19 protein-coding genes and 3 tRNA genes are annotated in these 21,872 nt (G+C 66.6%); 15 read left to right on the top strand and 7 right to left on the bottom strand.

The features are described 5' to 3' along the window. Positions 1-24: 24 nt before the first annotated feature. Positions 25-97 (bottom strand) — tRNA-Arg (locus tag BLS42_RS07110). 243 nt (positions 98-340) lie between these two features. Here BLS42_RS07110 and BLS42_RS07105 point away from each other — a divergent pair. Both BLS42_RS07105 and ettA read left to right on the top strand, forming a co-directional pair. After that, positions 341-925 (top strand): single-stranded DNA-binding protein, encoded by a 585-nt coding sequence (locus tag BLS42_RS07105; protein WP_176803244.1) that lies wholly within the window; start codon positions 341-343, stop codon positions 923-925. 261 nt (positions 926-1,186) lie between these two features. After that, the gene (ettA, locus tag BLS42_RS07100; RefSeq protein ID WP_090578560.1) at positions 1,187-2,869 is read left to right on the top strand and encodes an energy-dependent translational throttle protein EttA; all 1,683 of its coding nucleotides are present in this window, start codon (positions 1,187-1,189) and stop codon (positions 2,867-2,869) included. Positions 2,870-2,956: 87 nt separating this feature from the next. Here the strand turns inward: ettA and BLS42_RS07095 are convergent, their stop codons facing one another. Next, positions 2,957-3,874, bottom strand: a complete 918-nt coding sequence (locus tag BLS42_RS07095) for an acyl-CoA thioesterase (protein WP_090578557.1) — start codon at positions 3,872-3,874, stop codon at positions 2,957-2,959. A 62-nt stretch (positions 3,875-3,936) separates the two neighbouring features. Between BLS42_RS07095 and BLS42_RS07090 the strand changes: the two genes are divergently transcribed. After that, complete coding sequence (locus BLS42_RS07090) at positions 3,937-4,596, top strand: DUF8185 domain-containing protein (RefSeq protein WP_090578554.1); 660 nt, start codon at positions 3,937-3,939, stop codon at positions 4,594-4,596. 24 nt (positions 4,597-4,620) lie between these two features. On the opposite strand, the gene BLS42_RS07085 is transcribed toward BLS42_RS07090, so the two are convergent. Next, positions 4,621-5,079 (bottom strand): globin, encoded by a 459-nt coding sequence (locus BLS42_RS07085; protein WP_090578550.1) that lies wholly within the window; start codon positions 5,077-5,079, stop codon positions 4,621-4,623. Positions 5,080-5,083: 4 nt separating this feature from the next. Further along, on the bottom strand, positions 5,084-5,743 hold the full coding sequence (locus BLS42_RS07080) for a mechanosensitive ion channel family protein (protein ID WP_090578547.1): 660 nt from the start codon (positions 5,741-5,743) through the stop codon (positions 5,084-5,086). Positions 5,744-5,876: 133 nt separating this feature from the next. Here BLS42_RS07080 and BLS42_RS07075 point away from each other — a divergent pair, with 133 nt between their 5' ends. After that, positions 5,877-6,890, top strand: coding sequence for an NAD-dependent epimerase/dehydratase family protein (locus BLS42_RS07075; RefSeq protein WP_090578544.1), 1,014 nt, complete (start codon positions 5,877-5,879; stop codon positions 6,888-6,890). 18 nt (positions 6,891-6,908) lie between these two features. Here BLS42_RS07075 and BLS42_RS07070 read toward each other — a convergent pair whose 3' ends face one another. Both BLS42_RS07070 and pepN read right to left on the bottom strand, forming a co-directional pair. Beyond that, the gene (locus BLS42_RS07070; protein ID WP_090578541.1) at positions 6,909-7,394 is read right to left on the bottom strand and encodes an OsmC family protein; all 486 of its coding nucleotides are present in this window, start codon (positions 7,392-7,394) and stop codon (positions 6,909-6,911) included. 81 nt (positions 7,395-7,475) lie between these two features. Then, positions 7,476-10,031 carry an aminopeptidase N gene (gene pepN, locus BLS42_RS07065; RefSeq protein ID WP_090578538.1) on the bottom strand — a complete coding sequence of 852 codons (2,556 nt, stop codon included), beginning with the start codon at positions 10,029-10,031 and terminating at the stop codon, positions 7,476-7,478. A gap of 527 nt (positions 10,032-10,558) precedes the next feature. On the opposite strand from pepN, the gene BLS42_RS07060 reads away from it, so the two are divergent. The 4 genes from BLS42_RS07060 to BLS42_RS07045 all read left to right on the top strand — a co-directional run bounded on the left by BLS42_RS07060 (position 10,559) and on the right by BLS42_RS07045 (position 13,910). After that, positions 10,559-11,560, top strand: coding sequence for a hypothetical protein (locus BLS42_RS07060; RefSeq protein ID WP_090578535.1), 1,002 nt, complete (start codon positions 10,559-10,561; stop codon positions 11,558-11,560). Between the two features lie 230 nt (positions 11,561-11,790). Continuing rightward, positions 11,791-12,306 carry a GNAT family N-acetyltransferase gene (locus tag BLS42_RS07055; protein WP_090578532.1) on the top strand — a complete coding sequence of 172 codons (516 nt, stop codon included), beginning with the start codon at positions 11,791-11,793 and terminating at the stop codon, positions 12,304-12,306. Between the two features lie 168 nt (positions 12,307-12,474). Further along, positions 12,475-12,966 carry a ribose-5-phosphate isomerase gene (locus BLS42_RS07050; RefSeq protein WP_090578799.1) on the top strand — a complete coding sequence of 164 codons (492 nt, stop codon included), beginning with the start codon at positions 12,475-12,477 and terminating at the stop codon, positions 12,964-12,966. Continuing rightward, positions 12,966-13,910 (top strand): Fpg/Nei family DNA glycosylase, encoded by a 945-nt coding sequence (locus BLS42_RS07045; RefSeq protein ID WP_090578529.1) that lies wholly within the window; start codon positions 12,966-12,968, stop codon positions 13,908-13,910. The genes BLS42_RS07050 and BLS42_RS07045 overlap by 1 nt, the downstream gene beginning before the upstream one ends. 88 nt (positions 13,911-13,998) lie before the next feature. On the opposite strand, the gene BLS42_RS07040 is transcribed toward BLS42_RS07045, so the two are convergent. Then, positions 13,999-14,069, bottom strand: a tRNA-Gly gene (locus BLS42_RS07040). Positions 14,070-14,199: 130 nt separating this feature from the next. On the opposite strand from BLS42_RS07040, the gene BLS42_RS07035 reads away from it, so the two are divergent. From BLS42_RS07035 to BLS42_RS07005, 7 genes are all read left to right on the top strand, one after another. Continuing rightward, a tRNA-Pro gene (locus BLS42_RS07035) sits at positions 14,200-14,274 on the top strand. A gap of 68 nt (positions 14,275-14,342) precedes the next feature. Continuing rightward, positions 14,343-15,737: a trigger factor gene (gene tig / locus BLS42_RS07030; RefSeq protein ID WP_090578526.1), complete on the top strand. Its 1,395-nt coding sequence runs from the start codon at positions 14,343-14,345 to the stop codon at positions 15,735-15,737. 307 nt (positions 15,738-16,044) lie between these two features. Next, positions 16,045-16,683, top strand: a complete 639-nt coding sequence (locus BLS42_RS07025) for an ATP-dependent Clp protease proteolytic subunit (RefSeq protein ID WP_028277848.1) — start codon at positions 16,045-16,047, stop codon at positions 16,681-16,683. A 38-nt stretch (positions 16,684-16,721) separates the two neighbouring features. Then, on the top strand, positions 16,722-17,381 hold the full coding sequence (locus BLS42_RS07020) for an ATP-dependent Clp protease proteolytic subunit (protein ID WP_026266422.1): 660 nt from the start codon (positions 16,722-16,724) through the stop codon (positions 17,379-17,381). Positions 17,382-17,512: 131 nt separating this feature from the next. Continuing rightward, entirely contained in the window at positions 17,513-18,793 is a 1,281-nt protein-coding gene (gene clpX / locus BLS42_RS07015; RefSeq protein WP_090578523.1) for an ATP-dependent Clp protease ATP-binding subunit ClpX, read from the top strand. A 130-nt stretch (positions 18,794-18,923) separates the two neighbouring features. Beyond that, entirely contained in the window at positions 18,924-19,529 is a 606-nt protein-coding gene (locus BLS42_RS07010) for a mycothiol-dependent nitroreductase Rv2466c family protein (protein ID WP_090578796.1), read from the top strand. Positions 19,530-19,881: 352 nt separating this feature from the next. After that, entirely contained in the window at positions 19,882-21,798 is a 1,917-nt protein-coding gene (locus tag BLS42_RS07005; protein WP_090578520.1) for a glycoside hydrolase family 15 protein, read from the top strand. The last annotated feature ends 74 nt before the right edge of the window (positions 21,799-21,872 follow it).

The following is a 21,872-nucleotide window of genomic DNA, read 5'->3' as shown; positions in this document are numbered from 1 at the left end:
TCGCAGGTCAGAGCCGCTCATTTGTGCCCCAGGAGGGAATCGAACCCCCGACCGGCGGATTAGAAGGCCGCTGCTCTATCCCCTGAGCTACTGGGGCACGGTGGCACCCACCGGCCGCTGCCGGGGACGCCTCAAAAAGTTTACAGTGCCGGACGGCCAGTGGGGATCAACGCTGGCCGGTGACCGCTCCTGCCGCCCGGACCACTCCCCAACACGGCGCCAACGCCGCTGCAGGCAGCCAGTTTTCCACATGGCACAGCCGGACCCTCCCCGACGGCGATCCCCGGCGGGATGCTGGAACTGCCCGGCAGGGCACGACAATTCGAGACAGGACATGAGAATGAGCGACAACATTACGGTCCGTGGCTTCGTCGCCACGGAGATTAGAAGTTCGACCACCCCCGGTGGCGTGGCCACGGCGTCCTTCCGGCTCGGCGCCACCGATCGCCGCTACGACCGCGGCTCCAGCACCTGGGTGGATGTTAACACCAACTGGTTCACTGTCCAGGGCTACCGGCAACTGGCCGGCAATATGGGCTGCAGCATCAAGAAAGGCCAGCGGGTCATCGTCGTTGGCAGGCTGAAGATGCGCAGCTGGGAAAAGGACGGAAGGGTCTACCACGACGCCGAGATCAATGCGGAGTCAGTCGGCCACGACCTCATGTGGGGCTCTGCCAACTTCACCCGCTCAGCCGCAGCCGGAAGCCAGACGGCCGCCGGATCCGGTGCCCTTGGTGCGCCTGGTAGTGGTGACGGCGACGTCGGCGGACCGCAGACCCAGTCCGGGGATGCAGGCGGGGATACAAACGGGGATGCCGGCGGCGACGGCGGTCCCGATCACCATGCGATCTTCATCGATGACGCGAGCGGTGAGGAAGAGGAGGTGGACCAGGAAACCGGTGAATTGAAAGGGGCCGCAGCCTGAACCCCGGGGACCGGCGGCAGCGTCGCCGTCAGCGTGCTGCCGGGCCTGGCCTCGGGCGGCGGCCTCATAGGCGTCCAGGACTGAGTCCAGGACTGAACCGAGTCGTCCACGGTCGGGCGCGGCTGCGCGTGCAACCGGGGCCACTGCAGCAACAGGAAGGGCAACGGCTAGGGCAGTGACTCCGGCAACTGGTCCGTCCTGAGGGCGCATCGGGGCTCAAGGAATGTGAGTTATCCCGGCCGAACCACTAGATTTGTAGGCATGGCGGAATTTATCTACACAATGACCAAGGCCCGTAAGGCTGTCGGCGAAAAACTCATCCTCGATGACGTAAGCATGTCCTTCTTCCCGGGGGCCAAGATTGGCGTTGTCGGCCCGAATGGTGCCGGTAAGTCCACCATTCTCAAGATCATGGCCGGCCTGGACACTCCCTCCAACGGTGAGGCCCGGCTCAGCCCCGGCTACACGGTAGGCATCCTGCTGCAGGAGCCGCCGCTGAACGAAGACAAGACCGTCCTGGGCAACGTCCAGGAAGGCGTCGGTGAAATCTACGGCAAGATCCAGCGCTTCAACGAGATCTCCGAGGAAATGGCCAGCCCGGACGCTGACTACGATGCCCTCCTCGAGGAAATGGGACATCTGCAGGAAGCGATCGACGCGGCTGACGCCTGGGATATCGATTCCCAGCTGGAACAGGCCATGGACGCACTGCGCTGCCCGCCCGCCGATGCCGATGTCACCCTGCTCTCCGGTGGTGAGCGCCGCCGCGTCGCGTTGTGCAAGCTGCTGCTGCAGAAGCCGGACCTGCTGCTGCTCGACGAGCCCACCAACCACCTCGACGCCGAGAGCGTGTTGTGGCTGGAACAGCACCTCTCCAGCTACTCCGGCGCCGTTCTGGCCGTCACCCACGACCGTTACTTCCTTGACCACGTGGCCGAGTGGATCGCCGAAGTGGACCGCGGCCACCTCTACCCGTACGAGGGCAACTACTCCACGTACCTCGAGAAGAAGCGCGCCCGCCTGGAAGTCCAGGGCAAGAAGGACGCCAAGCAGGCCAAGCGCCTGACCGAGGAACTCGAATGGGTCCGGTCCAACGCCAAGGGACGCCAGACCAAGTCCAAGGCCCGTCTGGCCCGCTACGAGGAAATGGCTGCCGAGGCGGACCGCACCCGCAAGCTCGACTTCGAAGAGATCCAGATCCCGCCGGGACCGCGCCTCGGCGGACTCGTGCTGGAGGCCAAGGATCTCCAGAAGGGCTTCGATGACCGCACCCTGATCGACGGCCTGTCCTTCACCCTGCCCCGCAACGGCATCGTCGGCGTCATCGGCCCCAACGGCGTCGGCAAGTCCACGCTCTTCAAGACCATCGTGGGCCTGGAACCGCTCGACGGCGGCGAACTGAAGATCGGCGATTCCGTCAAGATCTCCTACGCCGACCAGAGTCGCGGCGGCATCGACCCGAACAAAACCCTGTGGGAGGTCGTGTCCGACGGTCTCGACTACATCCAGGTCGGCCATGTCGAAATGCCGTCCCGCGCCTACGTGGCCGCCTTCGGCTTCAAGGGCCCGGACCAGCAGAAGAAGGCCGGGGTGCTCTCCGGTGGTGAGCGCAACCGCCTCAACCTTGCGCTGACCCTCAAGCAGGGTGGCAACCTGCTGCTGCTCGACGAACCGACTAACGACCTCGACGTCGAAACCCTCAGCAGCCTCGAAAACGCCCTGCTCGAATTCCCGGGCTGCGCCGTTGTCGTCTCGCACGACCGCTGGTTCCTGGACCGGGTGGCCACCCACATCCTGGCCTACGAAGGCGACGAGGAGAACCCGTCCAAGTGGTACTGGTTCGAGGGCAACTTCGAGTCCTACGAGGAGAACAAGGTGGAGCGCCTGGGCCCGGACGCGGCCAAGCCGCACCGCGTAACGCACCGCCGCCTCACCCGCGACTAAGCCCACGCGGCTTACAGCGCCACGAAAAAGCCGGCTCCCCGTGGGGAGCCGGCTTTTGTGTGTCTTGTGCTCGACGGCGCCCTTGACCTAGTTCTTCTGATCGTTCGGGACGCGGACCATGCCTTCCTGCGCCACCGTCGCCACGTGCCGGCCGTCCCGGCTGAAGATCCTGCCGGTGGCGAGACCCCGCGCGCCCTGGGCGCTCGGGGATTCCTGGACGTACAGGAGCCATTCGTCGACCCTGACCGGCCGGTGCCACCACATGGCGTGGTCCAGGCTCGCCACGGACATCCCCGGCGTAATCCAGCTCATTCCGTGCTTGCGGAGAACCGACTCCAGGATGGTGTAGTCGCTCGCGTAGGCCAGGGCGGCCCGGTGCAGGCCGGCGTCGTCCGGCATCGGCCCGAAGGTTTTCATCCAGACGGCGTTGCGCGCTTCCTCGGGTCCACTGGCCGAGACGTAGAGCGCGGGATCGACATGGCGGATATCGAAGGGCCGCTCGTAGGACCAGTGCCGGGCCACCGGGTGATCGAATTTGCCGAGCAGCTCGGCCGTGCTGGGCAGCGACTCGGGGTCCGGAATGCCGGCGGGCATCTCGGACTGGTGCTCAATCCCTTCGTCCTCCGCCTGGAAGGACGCGATCATCGACAGGATAGGCATGCCCTCCTGATAGGCGTGGACCCGGCGGGCCGAGAACGACCGGCCGTCGCGCAGGCGCTGCACGCCGAAGGTGATCGGCATGTTGGCGTCGCCCGGCCGGAGGAAGTAGCCGTGCATGGAGTGCACACTGCGGTCCGGATCGACAGTGCGGCTGCCGGCTATCAGGGACTGTGCCAGCACCTGGCCGCCGAAGACGCGGTGCAGTGGCTGCTGCTGGGAAGGGCCCATGAAAATGTCCTCGTCCGTCCGTGCGCCCTCGAGCTCGCCGAGGTTGAGGAGTTGGATGAGCGAGGAGGTGGGGTCCTGGGTGGGGAGCCCCAGCAGTCCGGCTTCGGCTTCAGTCATGCTCTGACTCTAGACGGGGTCCGGCGCCGCTCCAAAGAAGCACAGCCGGTAGAGTCGGTAGTGTGTCTGATGTCCTAACCCAGCCCCTGCAGTTCACCGATCCCCGCGACCTCGATGACCTGCGCACCTTCGCCACGCGCGCCAAGTCCATTGAGGACGGCGCCATCCGGCTCCAGGCCGCGGGCCCGGTCCTGGCCGCCTACGTCTGCGTCCTGCGGCCCCGGCTCCTGGGTGAATCCACCCCCACCATCCTGGGCCTGCGGACCATGGCGCTGGCACAGCCGGCGGACACTGACGTCACAGTGCCGCTGTCCGCCGTGCTGGACCGTTTGGCACGGGCGGGGGAGCACGACGTCGAACTTCCCGTGCCGCCGGTGACCGTCAGCGAGTCGTGGGCCGGGATCGGGGCGCCGCGGGCCGGCTGGGAACTGCTTAGCACCGTCCAGGACACTGTCCTGCGGGCCGCGGCGGAGGCCGGCATCAGGGAGATCGCCGCGATCATCCCGGACAAGCCGGGGGCACTGATCGTCAACAACGCCCGGGCGACGGTCTGGGGCCGGGAACTGCCCGACGCCGGCGGCCTGCCGGCCGGCGCCGCGTTCGCCGCGCTCACCCTGGGCTTCCTGGCCGACGGCGAACAACGGCTCTACCGGGCCGGGCGCTGGTTCCGGCTCAGCGGCACCCGCGGCCACGTGCTGGTGCGGACGGGCACCGGGCTCTAGGAAGCTTCCCGGACAGCTCCGTGCTCACGACTCCGACGGGCTGTTCACCATGGAAAGGGCTGCCCGCTCCATGTAGTCCCAGAGCGTTCCCTCGTACAACGGCGGGAGCTCCAGGGCATCCACCGCGGTGCGCATGTGGAGGAGCCAGCGTTCCTTCGCCTCGGGCGTCACCCGGAACGGCATGTGGCGCATCCGCAGCCGCGGGTGCCCGCGTTCCTCGCCGTACGTGGTGGGACCGCCCCAGTACTGTTCCAGGAACATCAGGAAGCGCCGCTTGGCCGGGCCCAGGTCCTCTTCCGGGTACATGGCGCGCAGCAGCGGATCGGTCGCGACGCCGTCGTAGAAAATGTCGATGAGCTTCACAAAGGTCTCGTGGCCGCCGACGGCGTCGTAGAAGTTGTCCGTGTAGCCGGGCTGGCTGAACGGATCGTTCTGCAGCAGTTGCTTGGGCTGCCGGGGTTCGCCGGTGCTGGGAATCGTCATTTCTCTATTCTCCGGCCTGCTGCTGCGGCGTGGAATCGGCCTCGTCGGCCGGCAGGGCAGACGGTGCAATGTAATTGCCCTGGGAACGGTTGCCCACACGCAGGATTTCGCCGTTGCGCAGGTACCAGATGGTTCCGTCGTCCGCGCGGACGCGGGTGATCCGCAGGTTCATGGCCTCGACCGTGCCCACCACCTCGGAGGTCTCGATGACATCGCCGATCCCGTACTGGTCCTCGAGCGTGATGAAGATGCCGGCCAGGAAGTCGCGGATCAGCTGCTGGGCGCCGAAGCCGATGGCGATACCGAGGATACCGACGCTGGTCAGCAGCGGTGCAATGTCCACGTTCAGGTATTTGAGCACGTACACGATGGTGAGGACGGCCACCAGGACGCCGACAACGCTATTGAGCAGTGCGCCAATTGTGTGGGCCCGCTGGACCCGGCGCTCGTGGTCCAGTGCCCGCAGAGCGGGAGACACCCAGCGGAAATGCCGCTTCTTGAAGAATGTGCTGCCCTCGGCGACACGCTTGGTAATTCCGGCGATCACGAAGGACGCCAGCAGCCACACGGCGACGCCGATCCCCAGGGCTATCAGGGCGCCCGGCAGATTGACGGCGGCGATTTCTTGGGCGGTGATTGGTTCGATGGTGGTCAGGCTGATCATCGGTGGGGGAAAACTCCTTGTTGCTTCGTCCCCGGCTGCCGGCAGCGGGGCTGGGCATCCGGATATGCGGCCGGCGTTCGCCGGGCGCATAACACTCTGGTCTACTTCAACATTAGCGCCGTAGCGTAGCCCCATGCGCATCCTGGTCCTTGGCGGCACCGTCTTCCTGTCAGCAGAAATAGCCCGGCGGGCCTTGGCCGCCGGCCACGACGTCACCTGCCTGGCCCGTGGCACGGCCTCGGCACCGCCGGACGGCGCCACCTGGCTGCGCGCGGACCGCTCGCAGGGCAAGGCCGCCTACGAGGGGGCCGCCGGCAGCGGCGGGTGGGACGCCGTCGTCGACGTTTCGCGGGACCCTGGCCAGGCGCGGGAGGCGCTTGAGGCGCTGGCCGGAGCGGCCCGGCACTGGACCTTCATCTCCAGCTGCTCGGTCTACGCGGACCATTCCGTGGCCGGCGCCGCCGAAGACGCTCAGGTGCTCCCGGCGCTGGCTCCGGGCACGGAACTGAGCATGGACAACTACGGCGAAGCCAAGTCCGCGATCGAGCACCTGACACGGGAACTGGCAGGGGACAAGGCGCACCTCTGCCGCGCCGGCCTGATCGGCGGACCCGGAGACGGCTCCGACCGTTACGGGTACTGGCCGGCCCGTTTTGCCCGGGACAACAATCCCGTCCTGGTCCCGGACATCCCCGCCGACGCCACCCAGATCATCGACGTACGCGACCTCGCGGCTTGGGTCCTCACCGCCGCCGAAAACGGAACCACCGGGGCGCTGAACGCCGTCGGTGAACCGGTCCCGTTTGCCGCCTATCTGGAGGAATCGCGTCAGCTCGCCGACGCCGACTCCGAGGCCGTTGTCGCCCCCGAGGACTGGCTGGCGTCCCATGGCGCGAACTACTGGGCCGGTCCGGACTCGCTGCCGTTGTGGCTGCCGTCCGGCCACGAGGGGTTCGCGACCCGCAGCAATGACGCTGCCCGGGCGGCCGGGCTGTCCATTCGGCCCTGGATGGACACGCTGCGGGACACCCTGGCGGATGAACGCCGCCGCGGACTCGGCCGCGAACGCAAGGCCGGGATGAGCCCGGAGACGGAACACCGGCTCGTGTCCGCTTACAGGGCAGAGTCCTCAGCCGGGCTTGGCTGACCGGGCCCGCTGACCTGTTCAGTCCGCCTGGCCCTCGACCACAGCCGTGGGCTCGTGCAGCACCGGGAAATTGACGCTGCGGGCGATGAAGCAGACTTTGTTGGCCTCGACGTGGAGCTCCTCCAGCAGCTCCGGGGCCGCCGGTTCCGCCACGGTCACCCTGGGCTTAAGCGTGACGGATTCGAACTGCCCGCTGCCGTCCCGGTTTGTCCGCATCAGGCCCTCTGCCCGGTCCTCATAGGCCGTCACCAGCACGCCGTGCTTCACGGCCACATGCAGGAAGGAGAGCATGTGGCACTGCGAGAGCGCGGCCAAAAGCAGCTGTTCGGGATTGTAGCGCTGCCGGTCCCCGTGAAAGGTCGGATCGGCCGAGCCGCGCAACACCGGCAGCCCGGGGATCTCGACGTCGTGGTCCCGTGAATACCCGCGGTACGTGGACGTCCCGGCCCCGAGGTTCCCGGTCCAGCGGACAGTCAGCGCATAGCGGTGTTCGTCAAGGCTCATGCGGCCAGTCTAGAACGACGGAACCCCGGCGCCGCACGGGGGCGGCGCCGGGGTTCCAGGATTGCCGAGGGAGCGGGGCTCCTAGCCGACGTCGGCCTGGCGGGCCCGCAGGGAGCGGGCCACGCCGTCGCGGTTCTCCAGCATCATCCGGCGCAGTGCCGAGCTGTCCTCCGGCAGCGCGGCCAGGAACTCATCCGTGCGGTCCACCGTGGCCTGCGTGGTCAGCTGGGCCGGGTAGAGCCCGACAACGATCTGCGAGGCCAGCGCGTGGGTGCGGTTGGCCACGATGCCCGGGACCGCCTCGAAGTACTTCTCGGCGTACGGTTCCAGCAGGGACGTGTCCAGGACCCGGGTAAAACCGGCCACCGCGGAGCCCTGCAGGGCGTTGGACAGATCGCCCTTGACCACAATCGATTCCCAGGCTTCGGCCTTGGCCTCCGGAGTGGGGATGGCGGCCTTGGCCAGGGCCGCCGCGTTCTGGCCGTTGGAGGTGTTGTCGTGCGCCAGTTCCTCGTCGATCCGCTCCTGTCCGGCGCGGCCGCCTGCCACGAGGGCCGTCAGTAGCTCCCAGCGCAGGTCCTGGTCCACGCTCAGCCCGTCGAGGGTGAGTGAGCCGTCCAGCAGCCCGGACACCGTGTCCAGCTGCCCGGCGCTGCGGGCCAGCAGGGCGTAGGACTTCACGAACTGCAGCTGGGCGTCCGAGCCGCCCGGCACGGCCGAGGCGAGGTCCCAGAGCGTGTCGGTCGCGGCCACGGCGGTGGCCTCCTTGTGCTCTTCGGCCACGTAGAAGGTAAGCGTGGTGGCGAGCTGCCGGAGCTGGACCAGGATGACGGAGGAATCGGATTCCTCGGCAATGTTGGCCAGGATCAGGTCCACGTACCCGCGGGCCGGGGATTCGCCGTCGCGCGCCGCGTCCCAGGCCGAGCCCCACACGAGGGTGCGCGGGAGGCTCTGGCTGAAGTCCTTCAGGTGGGCCGTTGCGGTGGCGAGGGACTTCGGATCCAGGCGGACCTTGGCATAGGCGAGGTCGTCGTCGTTGAGCAGGATCAGGTCAGGCTGGGCCAGGCCGGCCAGGGCCGGAACCTCGGTGCGCTCGCCGTCGACGTCGAGCTCCTCCCGGTGCACGCGCTCCAGCTTGCCGGCGCCGTTGAGGTTGTAGAAGCCGACGGCGAGGCGGTGCGGCCGCAGCGTCGGCTCGCTCTCGATCGCCGACTGCACGATGGCGAAGGAGCCGATGGTGCCGTCCGCGTCCGCCGAGATCTCCGGCGTCAGGGTGTTGACGCCGGCCGTCTCCAGCCAGAGCTGGCCCCACTTTTCGAGGTCGCGGCCGCTGGCCTTCTCGAGTTCGGCCATGAGGTCGCTGAGCTCGGTGTTCTGCCAGGCGTGCTTGCTGAAGTACTCACGCACCCCGGACATGAACTCCTCCGGGCCCACCCAGGCGACGAGCTGGCGCAGCACCGAGGCGCCCTTGGCGTAGGTGATGCCGTCGAAGTTGACCTCGACGTCCTGGAGGTCGTTGATTTCGGCAAAGATCGGGTGCGTGGTGGGCAGCTGGTCCTGCCGGTACGCCCAGGACTTCTCCACGGAGGCGAACGTGGTCCAGGCGTGGTCGAACTCGGTGTTCTCCACGGCGGCCAGGTGGGACATGTATTCGGCGAAGGACTCGTTGAGCCAGAGGTCGTTCCACCAGCGCATCGTCACGAGGTCACCGAACCACATGTGCGCGAGCTCGTGCAGCACGGTGATGGCGCGGCGTTCCACCTGGGCGTCCGTGACCTTGCCGCGGAAGACGTAGCCTTCCAGGATGGTGACGGCCCCGGCGTTTTCCATGGCGCCGGCGTTGAACTCCGGCACGAAGAGCTGGTCGTACTTCTCGAACGGGTAGGGGCAGCCAAACTGGGCCTCGAAGAATTCGAAACCCTGCCGGGTGAGCTCGAAGATGTTTTCGGCATCGAGGTACTGCATGAGCGACTTGCGGGCGAAGATGCCCAGCGGAGTGACCCGGCCTTCCGCCGAGGTGACCTCGCTGCGCACCGACTGGTACGGCCCGGCGATCAGTGCGGTGACGTAGGAGGAGAGCCGCGGAGTGGGCGTGAACTCCCAGACGGAGCGGGCGCCGCCGTCAGCGCCGGGGCTGGTCTCCACGGGCACCGGGGTGGGGGAGTTGGACACGAGGTCCCAGTGCGAGGGGGCGGTGACGGTGAAGGTGAAGCTGGCCTTGAGGTCGGGCTGTTCGAAGACGGCGAACATGCGCCGCGAGTCCGGGACCTCGAACTGGGTGTACAGGTAGACCTCGTTGTCTACCGGATCGACAAAGCGGTGCAGGCCTTCGCCGGTGTTCATGTAGGGCGCGTCGGCGACCACTAGCAGGTGGTTCTCGGCCTTCAGGTCCGGGAGCTGGATCCGGACGCCGTCGGAGACCTCGGCCGGGTCCAGTTCGCGGCCGTTCAGGCTCACGCTGTGCACGGCGTGGGTTACGGCGTCGATAAAGGTCGAGGACCCGGGCTTGGCCCTGAACTTCACGGCCGTGGTGGACCCGAAGACTTTCTCGCCGCGCGTCAGGTCCAGGCTGACCTCGTAGGATTCGACGTCGATCAGGGTGGCGCGCTCGCGGGCTTCGGCGCGGGTCAGGTTCATACCGGGCAAAGGGGCCTCCAGAAGAAGATGGATACTGCCGGCCGGCCGCAGCCGCCGGCGATACTGTGAAATTATTCTTTCACGTCAGCGGCCAATGGCAAGATATCTCGATCACAATGTCCGGCGCCAAAGCCTCCGCACCCAGTCCCACGATTTGCCACGGATGGCCGCTAAGCCGATGCCCTTAGCGGCCATTCGTGTCAGATGAGTGAGGTTGGGGCGGCGCGGCATGGCGTGGCGGGCACTGCGTTGCGTCGGCTTCAGCCGCGGATCTCGGGCACGGACGTTCGGAACCCGGGCGTGTGGTTCGCCCGAGTGCGCTTGAACTTCGATCCGGGTGCTTCCCGGAACTGCGCCGGCACACTCTCCACCGGTTCGCCGCAGATGGCCGCTATGCCACCGTGCTTAGCGGCCATTCGTGTCAAGTGAGTGCTCGGTGGGGCTCGCACGTTGACGTCCCGTTCGGCCTCCTGACCTGCGCGCACTTCCCCAGATCCCTCAAGGTGCGGCCGCGGTAGCGTTGGGGTATGGGAAAGTTCCGTGACTCAGTCGATGCCAGGGCTCTGCGCTTTGCCATCGGTTTCCCCCTGATGCTGGCGGCCGGATTCGTGGTGTGTGCGCTTCTGGTGCGCTCGGAGCTGCCCGAGCCGCTGGCCATCCGCTGGACCGGCGCCGGTGCCGCCGACTTCGCGCCGTTCACCGCAGTCACGGGAGCAGGTGCCTCGCTGATCGTGGTGATCGGCTGGGCCGTGTTGCTGCAGGCCGTGCCCCTGTCCCGCCCAGCGATGATGCGCCGCATCATGATGGGCGCCGGCCTGGCCATGAGCCTCTTCGTCACCACCGTCCTCGCCGCCGTGCTCGTGGGACAGTTGGGATTGCCCGATGCGCGGCAATCCCATGTGGACGCCTCGGTCCTGGCCCTCGGCAGCGGGGCGGCCCTCGGCCTGGGCGTCGTCATGAGTTGCGTGTTCAAGGCGGACGAACGCTGGTCTGTCGATGACGACCTCGCCGTCCGCCAGGCCCTCGAGCGCGAACAGGATCCGGAATTGGCCAGGGACCGGGTCAGCCTCTGGGTCCACGCCCGCAGCTCCATCTTCGTCATGCTCGGCATCGCGACGCTTCTGCCCGCAGCCCTTCTCACCATTGCCGTGCCCTGGCTCTCTGCCCTCCTGGTGGCCGCGGCCCTGGTGGCCGCCGCGTGCCTGGTGGCCCGGATCCGGGTGGATCGCAGCGGCCTGCACGTCTACGCGGCAGGCTTCGTCCGGGTCATGGATGTACCGGCCGCGGCCATCGACGCCGCCACGCCCAGGGACGTCACTGCGGCGGACTATGGCGGCTGGGGATACCGGATCCACGGCAACACCACGGCGATGCTGGTCGGCAGCGGCCCCGCGGTGGTCATCGACCGCTCGGACGGGCGCCGGCTGGCGGTGAGCGGCGGAAGCGCCACCGCGGCGGACAACATTGCCCAAACGCTTTCCCGGGTGGCGGACAGGGCACGGCGGAACGGCGGGACCCCCGCCGTGTAACTCGACGGCGTCATACGACGGCTGTGGAGTTTGTCTCGCGCGGCCTTCGACCGCCGATCGCGAGGTCTCAACACCTAACGCCTAAGCCTGCTCTTGACGGCCCTGCAGCCCGCGGAAACCCTCGAAAAAGCCGCTTGACACTCAATAGGAGCAACAGACCCGCTCGCGAAGCCCTCCTCATCAGTGACCCTCGCGACTCACGCCGGCGCGCAAGTCGGTATGGTATCGGCATGACCATCGAGCTGCGAACCATGTCTGCCGACGACTGGCGAGCCTGGCGGTCGGTGCGGCTCGCGGCGTTGACCGACGCGCCGGGTGCTTTCGGCTCACGCCTGCAAGAGTGGGCAGACGCGCCGGAGGACCGCTGGCGTGAGCGCCTTTCTATCCCGGGAGCGATCGATCTGCTGGCCTTCGATGACGACGGGAACGTTCCGGTCGGCATCGCCACTGGCACCCCGGATGGGGACAACGACAGCCGCGCCGAGCTCATCTCGATGTGGGTCGACCTTGCCGTTCGCGGTCGCGGTGTCGCCACTGTGCTCATCACGGCGATCGCGCGTTGGGCGGTGAGCACTGGTGCGGCGACGCTCACCCTGTCCGTGATGCCGGACAACGGCGCAGCCCGACGCACCTACGAAAGGAACGGCTTTATCGTGTCCCATGAACCCGGCGATCTGCTACCGGGTGGCCGGCGCGAGCTAGTCATGCTCCGCGACCTCGGCCCCGAGCGTACTGCCAGCGATTAGCAGCGGGCCGCAGGACGAAACCGCGGCAGATACGAGGTACCAGGAATGCAGTTATAGATTCGATCCGGCCAGCTAGAGCACCGTCCCGGAAGACTCGGCCTAGTACGCTTGGACCAGACCCCAACCGCCCCCGGCCGCCGCGTGGCGCCGCAACTGAACGGAACAGCCGTGACCATTTCTGACTTCCCCCGCGTGCACATTGCCACCGACCACGCCGGAATGGAGCTCAGCGCCCACCTGGTCAGCCACCTCAGCGCCAAGGGCTACGAGGTGGTGGACCACGGACCGAAGGCCTACGACGCCCTGGATGACTACCCGTCGTTCTGCATCAACGCCGCCCTCGCGGTCGTCGCGGACCAGGAGGCCGGAACCCACGCCCTGGGCATCGTCCTCGGCGGCTCCGGCAACGGCGAACAGATCGCCGCCAACAAGGTCAAGGGCGTGCGCGCCGCGCTGGCGTGGAACCTCTCCACGGCGCAGCTCGCCCGCGAACACAACGACGCCAACGTCGTCGCCGTCGGCGGCCGCCAGCACAGCGTCGAAGAGGCCACTGAAATCATCGAGGCCTTCCTGGCGGAGCCCTTCAGCAACGACGAACGCCATGTCCGCCGGATCGGCAAGATCGCCACGTACGAGCGCACCGGCGAGGTCATCGACTAGTGCCGGAAGGGCATTCGGTCCACCGGCTGGCGCGCCAGTTCGGTGACGTTTTCGCGGGCGAGAAGCTGACAGTCGCGAGCCCGCAGGGCCGGTTCGCGCCCGGGGCCGCCCTGCTGGACGGCCACGTCATGACATCCGCGACCGCGCACGGGAAGCACCTCTTCCTCGAGTTCGAGCACGGGCTGCTGCTGCATGTCCACCTGGGCCTCTATGGCGCCTGGAATTTCGGCGGCGACGCCAGCTTCCGCGGTGCGTCCAGCATCGGTGCGCCCCGGAAGGTGGGGGAGCGGGAGCTCTACGACGACGACGGCGGCGCGGCTGAGCCGGCCGACGTCGTGGCCGCAGCGTCGTCTGCATACGCAGGGCCGCCGGAACCGGTGGGCGCCGTCCGCGTCCGGCTGGTGGGCCGGCACGGCTGGGCGGATCTGCGCGGCGCGACGACGTGCGAGGCGATCACGGAAGCGGAGGCGGCGTCCGTGCTGGCGCGGCTTGGCCCGGACCCGCTGCGCAACCGGCCGGGCGACCGGGACGCATTCACCGCCGCGGTGGCGGCCAAACGCACACCGCTCGCGGGCCTGCTCATGGACCAAAAGGTGATTGCCGGCGTCGGGAACGTCTACCGTGCCGAACTGCTGTTCCGGCAGCGCCTCAACCCCTGGCTGCCGGGGGTCGAACTGTCATCGGCCGCGGCCCGCCGGCTCTGGGATGACACCGCGGCAATGATGTCCGACGGCGTCCGGGACGGCCGGATCATCACGACGCCGCCGCGCTACTGGAACGGGACCGGGGCTGGCGCGTCCCGTCTCGTTCTGCCCGCCCCGGAGGAGTCACATTTCGTCTACCGGCGGCACGGGCTGGACTGCCGTGACTGCGGCACGCCCGTGGCGCTCACGGAGTTGGGTGCGCGGAAACTGTACTGGTGCCCGCAGTGCCAGCAGGCCTGATCCGCCAGACTCGCCGCAAGGCAGGAACAAGGCATGAAGCAGGCACAAAAAAGCCCCTCCGCAGAGGGGCTTTTTCGTCATATTTCGGAGGGGACGACGGGAATCGAACCCGCGTAATCAGTTTGGAAGACTGAGGCTTTACCATTAAGCTACGTCCCCGGGATCTTGCTGGAATTCCAGCATACTTCCGGTCGGCTGTTCAAGCCGGATACAACTAAACCCAATTCAGGGCCCCGGTGTCAAATGTGCAAATCGGCACAGTATGACCGTAGACTGTTCTGTGCACTTACGGGGTGTAGCTCAGCTTGGCTAGAGCGCCTGCTTTGGGAGCAGGAAGTCGCAGGTTCAAATCCTGTCACCCCGACTCTGCAAGCACTGCCAGCACGTGGCAATGCAGAACCCCATACCCCCCACACCAGGAGTACTTAGACTGTGAAGAGCGCTGTCGAGAACCTCACCCCCACGCGGGTCAAGCTCAATGTTGAGGTCCCCTTTGAGGAATTGAAGCCCAGCATCGCAGAGGCATACAAGACTGTTGCTTCGCAGATCCAGGTCCCGGGTTTCCGCAAGGGCAAGGTCCCCTCCAAGCTCATTGACCAGCGCGTTGGCCGCGGCTACGTCCTGGAGACTGCCATCAACGAAGGCCTCAACGGCTGGTACCAGGCCGCCGTGCAGGAAACCGGCATCCGTCCCCTGAGCCGTCCCGAGGTCGAGATCACCGAGGTGCCGGACCCGTCCGCCACCGACGGCGAACTCAAGTTCCACGCCGAGGTTGACATCCGCCCCGAGATCGAACTGCCCGAGTACGCCGGCATCAAGGTTGAGGTCGCCGCCGCCGAGTCTTCGGACTCCGACGTCGACAAGGCCCTGGACGAGCTCCGCGGCCGCTTCGGCACGCTGAAGTCCGTAGACCGTCCGGCCGCCGATGGCGACTTCCTGACGATCGACATCGCAGCCTCGATCGACGGCGCCGATGTTGACTCCGCCTCCGGCCTGTCCTACCAGGTTGGCGCCGGCACCATGCTCGAAGGCCTCGACGAGGCCGTCACCGGCCTCAGCGCCGACGAGGACGCCATCTTCGACACCACGCTGGTCGGCGGCGAGCACGCAGGCGAGTCCGCCCAGGTGAAGGTCACTGTCAAGGCCGTCAAGGAGCGCGAGCTCCCCGTCGCCGACGACGACTTCGCCCAGCTCGCCAGCGAATTCGACACCCTGGCCGAACTCCGTGAGGACCTCGCCAAGCAGGCCGCCGAGTCCAAGGTTGTTGAGCAGGGCGTCGAGGCCCGCGACAAGGTCCTGGACAAGCTCGTTGAGCTCGTTGAGGTTCCCGTCCCGGCATCGATCGTCGAAGAGCAGCTTGAGCAGCACTTCAACGCCGAAAACGCCCACGGTGAAGGCGAGCACGACACCGAGGAGCACCGCGCCGAGGTCAAGGCCAACACCGAGCGCGCCTTCCAGAACGAGATCATCCTCGACGCAATTGCCGAGAAGGAAGAAGTCAACGTCAGCCAGAACGAGCTGATCGACTACATCGTCACCACCGCCAGCCAGTACGGCATGGACCCGAACCAGTTCGCCCAGATCATCGATCAGAGCGGCCAGGTTCCCATGATGGTTTCCGAGGTCCGCCGCCGCAAGGCACTGGCCGTCGTTTTGGGCCAGGCCGAGGTTACCGACTCCGAGGGCAACAAGGTTGACCTGAGCGATTTCGTCCGCCCCGGCGACGAGGCTGCCCCGGCCGCCGAGTCCGTTGAGGAAGAAGCCGCCTCCGAAGACGCAGCCACCGAGGCTGCGTCGAGCGATGACCCCGCAGCAGTGAAGTTCTAGCAGTCCCTGAGACTTAGAACAGTCGGCCCCCGGATCACCGATCCGGGGGCCGTTCGTTTTAAGCCCGCGCCTGCCGGCCATGCCCTGTTGCGCGGTCTGTTAAGAGCCGCGAAGGCCGCGCATCCGGGACCCGGCTTGCGGGGTCCCGGCAATCGTGCGCCGTCAGCGAACAGCCCGGCGCCAGCGAACAAAGCGGGCGTGAAAACGGTTAGTGTCGCTGTAGGAAAGTTCAGTGATGTCGTCCAGTGGCGTCACCGTCGCCAGCGAGAGGTAAGTACATATGTCACAGCAAGCAGGGGCACCCCGGATGGCCACGGTCGATCCGGCAGCCCAGGATAACTACATTTACAACCGCCTGCTGAAAGAGCGCATCATCTGGCTCGGCTCCGAGGTCCGCGACGATAACGCCAACGCGATCTGCTCCCAGCTGCTGCTGCTCTCGGCGGAGAATCCTGAAAGGGACATCTACCTTTACATCAACTCACCCGGCGGCTCCGTCACCGCCGGCATGGCCATCTATGACACCATGCAGTTCATCCCGAACGATGTTGTCACGGTTGCCACCGGCCTCGCCGCGTCCATGGGCCAGTTCCTGCTCTCCTCCGGCACCAAGGGCAAGCGCTACGCCACCCCCAACGCCCGCATCCTCATGCACCAGCCCTCCGGCGGCATCGGCGGCACGGCGTCGGACATCAAGATCCAGGCCGAGCTGATCCTTCACATGAAGAAGGTCATGGCCGAGCTGACCGCCGACCAGACCGGCCAGAGCGTGGACACCATCCTCAAGGACAACGACCGCGACAAGTGGTTCACGGCCCCGGAAGCCCTCGAATACGGCTTCTTCGACAAGATCGCGGCGCACGCCGGATCCGTGGCCGGCGGCGGCGGAACCAACGCCAACGGCTCCGGCAACAGCGGCGGCGCTGCGACAGCCACCGAGAACTGACCGGCAGGTAGAAAGCAATGAATTCAGGAGCAATGAACATGAACTACAACTTCGGTTCGACTGCCGGTAACCTGCCGAGCAGCCGCTACGTGCTGCCCCAGTTCGAAGAGCGCACTCCTTACGGCTTCAAGCGCCAGGACCCGTACACCAAGCTGTTCGAGGACCGCATCATCTTCCTGGGCGTCCAGGTCGACGACGCCTCGGCGGACGACGTGATGGCCCAGCTGCTGGTGCTCGAGTCCACCGACCCGGACCGCGACATCACGCTCTACATCAACTCCCCGGGCGGCTCCTTCACCGCCATGACCGCGATCTACGACACCATGACGTACATCCGGCCGGAGATCCAGACCGTCTGCCTCGGCCAGGCGGCCAGCGCCGCCGCCGTGCTGCTCGCGGCCGGCACGCCGGGCAAGCGCCTCGCGCTGCCGAACGCCCGTGTACTGATCCACCAGCCCTCACTGTCCGGTGGACAGGGCGGGCAGGCCTCGGACCTGGAGATCCAGGCTGCAGAGGTCATGCGCATGCGGTCCTGGCTCGAGGACACGTTGGCCAAGCACTCCGGCCGAACGCCGGAGCAGGTCAACAACGACATCGAGCGGGACAAGATCCTCACGGCCGCCGAAGCCATGCAGTACGGCCTCATTGACCAGGTCCTCGATTCCCGCAAGATCAAGCCCCAGGCAATCGCGCGCTAATCAGCAATTCGCGACGCCGGTGCGGCCCTTTGACTTGGCCGCACCGGCGTCAGCATTCCACCCAACGGGCCCAAAGTGACCTAGAGTGGAACATGTCACAGGCAGCAGCAAGCTACTAAAGGGGTTCACACATGGCTCGGATTGGCGAGAGCACTGATCTGCTGAAGTGTTCTTTCTGCGGAAAGAGCCAGAAGCAGGTTCGCAAGCTCATTGCCGGGCCCGGCGTCTACATCTGCGACGAGTGCATCGAACTCTGCAACGAGATCATCGAAGAGGAACTCGCGGAAGTAGCTGACCTGGGCAGTTTCGAGCTGCCCAAGCCCCGCGAAATCTTCGACTTCCTGCAGGAATATGTGATTGGCCAGGAACCCGCCAAGCGGTCGCTCGCCGTTGCGGTGTACAACCACTACAAGCGGATCCAGGCCGGCCACGCGCCGAAGAGCGGCAACCTCGCCGACGGCGTGCACCACGACGACGTCGAGATCGCCAAGTCCAACATCCTGCTGATCGGCCCCACCGGCTGCGGCAAGACCTATCTGGCCCAAACCCTGGCCCGCCGCCTCAACGTCCCGTTCGCCGTGGCCGACGCTACGGCCCTGACGGAGGCCGGTTACGTCGGTGAGGACGTTGAGAACATCCTCCTCAAGCTCATCCAGGCCGCCGACTATGACGTCAAGAAGGCCGAGCAGGGCATCATCTACATCGATGAGATCGACAAGATCTCACGCAAGAGCGAAAACCCGTCCATCACCCGAGACGTCTCGGGCGAAGGCGTGCAGCAGGCGCTCCTGAAAATCCTCGAAGGCACTGTGGCCTCGGTCCCGCCGCAGGGCGGTCGCAAACACCCGCACCAGGAATTCATCCAGATCGACACCACCAACGTGCTGTTCATCGTGGCCGGCGCTTTCGCGGGGCTCGAGGACATCATCGGTTCGCGTTCCGGACGCAAGGGCATCGGCTTCGGCGCCCCGCTCAACGAGGTCAAGAACACGACGGACTCCTACGGCGAGGTCATGCCGGAAGACCTCCTCAAGTTCGGCCTGATCCCGGAATTCATCGGCCGGCTGCCCGTTATCACGACGGTCTCGAACCTGGACCGTGCCGCGCTCATCCAGATCCTGTCGACGCCGAAGAATGCCCTCGTCAAGCAGTACCAGAAGATGTTCCAGCTCGACGGCGTCGAGCTCATCTTCGAGGACGAGGCCCTGAACACCATTGCCGACCAGGCACTGGAGCGCGGCACCGGCGCCCGAGGGCTGCGCGCCATCATGGAGGAAGTCCTGCTCCCGGTCATGTTCGACCTCCCCAGCCGCGACGACGTCGCGAGCGTCGTGATCACGGAAGAGGTCGTGGCCAAGAAGGCAGCGCCCACGATGATCCCCCACGACGTCAAGCGCCGCAAGTCCGCCTGACCCGGAATAAGCCACTCGGAATAAATCAGCCGTACCGGTCGCTGTCCTCTTTGGCGCGCCGTGTATGTGATCCATAGCAGCGCGCTGTCCTAAGCAGACTTCCTAAAGGAGAACACCTGTGTCTGAAACCATGACCAACAAAGCCGATTTCTGGTTCGACCCGATGTGCCCCTTCGCCTGGGTCACCTCACGCTGGATCGGCGAAGTGGAAGAAGTCCGCGACATCAAGACCGAGTGGCATGTGATGAGCCTCGCCGTGCTCAATGAGGGCCGCGAGGAGCTGCCCGAGCAGTACCGGGAGTTCATGAAAAAGGCGTGGGCTCCTGTCCGCGTCATCATTGCCGCCGCTGAACAGCATGGTGCGCAGTACATCAAGCCGCTCTATGACGCCATGGGCACCAAGATCCACAACGAAGGCAACAAGGACATCGACGAGGTCATCGCGAAGTCGCTGGCCGAGGCGGGACTGCCGGCCGAGCTTGCGGCTGCTGGCCAGAGCGACGAATTCGATGCGCAGCTCCGCACCAGCCACGAGGCAGGCATTTCCCTGGTCGGACAGGACGTGGGCACACCCGTCGTCGCCTTCAACGGCACGGCCTTCTTCGGCCCGGTCCTGACCCGCATCCCGCGTGGCGAGGAAGCCGGCCGGATCTGGGACGCCACGGTGACCCTGGCATCCTTCCCCTACTTCTTCGAAATCAAGCGCAGCCGTACCGAAAGCCCGGTCTTCAACTAGGCCTGAAGACACCGCGTCGGGCACGCTGCCCGTACTGCCAAGAGCCCTGGTAGAACTACTCCGATGTAGTTCTACCGGGGCTCTTGTGCATGCCCAACCGGGGGACAACAATGGAACTTACCCACTTCGAAAGAAGAGGGACGCAGGAACCAAAGATTCAGTGACACTCATCCGACGCAGCCTTCGGCAAAGTCAGATGATGGCTACCAGTGACGAGGTAGGAAGACCTGAAAGTCTAAGGATCCCGCCAGATTGTCTAAGACGTCACGTGACAATCGAAAAGTCGAAGCCCCACCAACGGCTAACGCTGATGGGGCTTCCCCTTTGCCCAAAAACTGGTCAGAGTGTGCCCATGAGTAGCGTCCAGAGCAGTCTGCAGACGAGTGTCCAGGGCAGTGAACCCATCGCGGACTACGCCCTCTTATCCGACTGCTGCTCCGGTGCGCTGGTCAGTGCCGCCGGCTCCGTGGACTGGCTCTGTTTCCCCCGTTTCGACAGCCCCTCGGTGTTCGGACGGATCCTCGGCCCGGAAGCGGGATTCTGGTCGATCCGGCCCGCCGGCGCCCACTCCTCGACCCGGCGCTACCTCGGACCCACGTTGGTCCTGGAAACCACCCACACCACCGCCGGGGGGTCCGTGACCGTCACGGATGCCCTCGCCCTAGGGGAGGGCAGGCGCGGCCACGAGCTCGGTGCGGACTCCCCGGGCACCCTCCTGCGCCAGGTGTCCTGCACGCAGGGCACCGTCGACGTCGACATCGTCCTCAGCGCACGACCCGACTACGGCCTCACCAAGCCACTGCTCACCTGGTCCCTGCTCCGCGGCGCCGACGGCGGGATCCTGATCAGTGCGGGGGATGTGGTCCTGTCGCTCTCGACACCGGCACCGTTCCAGCTCAGCTCCGAGACCAGCACCGATACCGCGCACGCACGCCTGACCCTCCGCGCCGGAGAGGTTGCCGGCTTTGCCCTCCACTCCCAGACCCGCGACTCCCAGAGCCGCGACTCAGAGCCCGGCGGGAGCGGCGCCCCGGTGTTCTGGAGCCAGGCTGAGATTTCACGCAGGCTCGAGGACACCGTGCAGGGCTGGACCAGTTGGTCCGGAATGCACCAGAACTACCGCGGCCCGTGGCAGGACCAGGTGGCAGGCAGCGGAAGGATTCTGCAGGCGCTGACCTACTACCCGAGCGGCGCCATTGTGGCCGCCCCGACCACGTCGCTGCCGGAGGTGGCCGGCGGCACACGCAATTGGGACTACCGCTACAGCTGGATCCGGGACGCCAGCATGACCCTGCAGGCACTCTGGGTGGCGGCCTGCCCGGACGAGGCCGGGAAGTTCTTCCAGTTCCTGGCCGCCGCGGCCGCCAGCCAGCTGGCCGCCGGCGAGGAACTGCAGATCATGTTCGGCATCGGCGGGGAGCGCGAACTCCCCGAACGCGAGCTCGGCCACCTGCCGGGCTGGCGCGCCAGCTCGCCGGTCCGGGTGGGCAACGGCGCCTGGAACCAGCGCCAGCTCGACGTCTACGGCGAGCTTCTCGACGCCGCCGCGACCTTTCCGGAGTTTCTCGCGGAGCTGGCACCGGAGACACGGAGGTTCCTGGCCGACGCCGCGGACACGGCCGCCGCGCGCTGGCGGTCCGCCGATCACGGCATCTGGGAAGTCCGCGGGGAGCCGCGCCACTACCTGCACTCCAAGCTGATGTGCTGGGTCGCCGTGGACCGCGCCATCTCGCTCGCCGGAATCCTGCAGTCAACGGAAAAGATTCCGCGCTGGGCCGAGGCGCGGGACGCGATTGCGGCGTCCATCCGCACCGAGGGATGGAGCGGGGCGGCGAACGCCTACACCCAGGCGTACGGTTCCGAGGACCTCGATGCGTCGGCCCTGATGCTCGCCATGGTGGGTTTCCTGCCGGCGGACGATCCCGGCATGCTCGCCACGATTGAGGCGATCGAGGAGCGGCTCACGGACCCTCGCGGGCTCGTGTACCGCTACGTGGCCGACGACGGCATGGCAGGGGAGGAGGGTACGTTCCTGCTGTGCACCTTCTGGCTGGCGCACGCCCTTGCCCTGGCCGGACGCACTCAACGCGCCCGCGCCGTCTTCGAACGGGCCGCCGCCTTCGCCACGGACCTGGGCCTGATGGCCGAAGAGGTCGCCCCGGACAGCAGCGAGCTGCTGGGCAACTTCCCGCAGGCGTTCAGCCACATCGGCCTCGTCAACGCGGCCTGGGCGATCAGCCAATCCGAGGACCGGGCGGCCGGGCACTGACCCGGCGGACGCGCTGACCCGGGGACGCGCGAGGGCGCCGGCCAGGTTTCCCTGGCACGGCGCCCTCGTCAGTT

Source organism: Arthrobacter sp. ov407 (assembly GCF_900102895.1).
Lineage (GTDB): Bacteria > Actinomycetota > Actinomycetes > Actinomycetales > Micrococcaceae > Arthrobacter.
Note: the sequence above shows the minus strand (reverse complement) of the source record. Positions and strands in the feature narration are given on the sequence as shown.